A 1,369-nucleotide genomic window follows, 5' to 3' on the forward strand; every position below is an offset into this window, starting at 1 on the left:
CTATGAGAGCACACAGTTCTTTGAGCGAAGTCCAGCGTGAGCAGCTTGTGGAACTATTTGAACACGGCCTGGGCTACGCAGCAGCGGCACGACGCCTGGGTGTTGGCCGGAACGCAGCAAAAACACTTCAGCGACGGTTCATCCTTCATGGCAGACTATGCCTCATGGAGCCCATCAAGCAGCGCTATTCCTTCGAAGTCAAAAAGGAAGTCGTTAAACGGTTCAACGCAGGTCAGTCCAAGATGGAACTGGCCGCCGAGTTCGGTTTATCCTCCGACCAGACGGTCAAAACCTGGGTGAGAGCATGGCGCCACGGCGGCGATGAAGCACTACGCCCCAAACGGAGAGGCCGACCACACGGCCCGGCGGCCCCAGCCAGCACCGAAGCCCAGCTGCGCCGCAGGGTCGAACAGTTGGAAGCCGAAAACGCCTACCTAAAAAACTGAGGGACTTGAGAAACCAGCGGCGAGGATAAAAACCCAGATCATCGCCATTTTCAAGTCAGAACACAAACTTAATGATCTCCTGCGGGCCGCCGGCCTGGCCCGTTCCACCTACTTCTACCATCTGCAGCGCCTGAACCGCCCGGATAAGCATGCCGAGCTTAAAGCAGTAATACAGGCCATATTCACGGCCAACAAGCAGCGCTACGGCTACCGCCGTGTGCTCGCGGTGTTACGAACCCAGGGCTGGAAGGTTAACCATAAGTTGGTGTTTAAACTCATGGACCAGATGGGGCTAAAATCCAAGGTCAGACGGCGCAAGAAGTACACGTCCTACACACGGGGCGTCACTCGTAGCGCTGACAACATTCTGGGTCGCCGGTTCACGCCAGAGCACCCCAACGCTGTGTGGGTCAGTGATGTCACCGAATTTCGTGTAGCCGGTCGCAAGGTCTATTTATCGCCGGTGATGGATCTGTATGACCGCTTGATCCTGGCCTATGAACTATCGACATCGCCGTCAACGGTGTTGACCTCGACGTCGCTGCGTACCGCGCTGGAGGAGCATCAGCCGGGCAAAGGGTTGCTGGTGCACACCGATCGAGGTGTCCACTATCACCATTTCAGCTGGCGCAGGCTTATCGAACAGACCGGTGCCGTCCAGTCCATGTCGCGTAAGGGTAACTGTTATGACAACGCTGTCATGGAGAATTTCTTCGGACATTTGAAAGCAGAGATGTATCACGGCGAGCACTTTGCTAGCGTCGACGAGTTTTCCGAGGCTATTGACAGGTATATCACCTGGTACAACACCGACCGAATCCAAGAGAGGATCAAGGGCCTTGCCCCCATGCACTACAGGAGACAGGCCCTTGCAGCCATAACCAATTAGAATTAAACCAGTCCAACTTTCGGGGGCCAGTTCA

Annotated in this window: 1 pseudogene; it reads left to right on the forward strand. The window is 55.6% G+C overall.

Features of this window, described 5'->3' with window-relative positions:
* Positions 1-57: 57 nt before the first annotated feature.
* Positions 58-1,335, forward strand: a pseudogene (locus tag ACWORE_RS10380) (IS3 family transposase).
* Positions 1,336-1,369: the final 34 nt, after the last annotated feature.

The organism is Corynebacterium sp. c7Ub_26 (genome assembly GCF_053760365.1).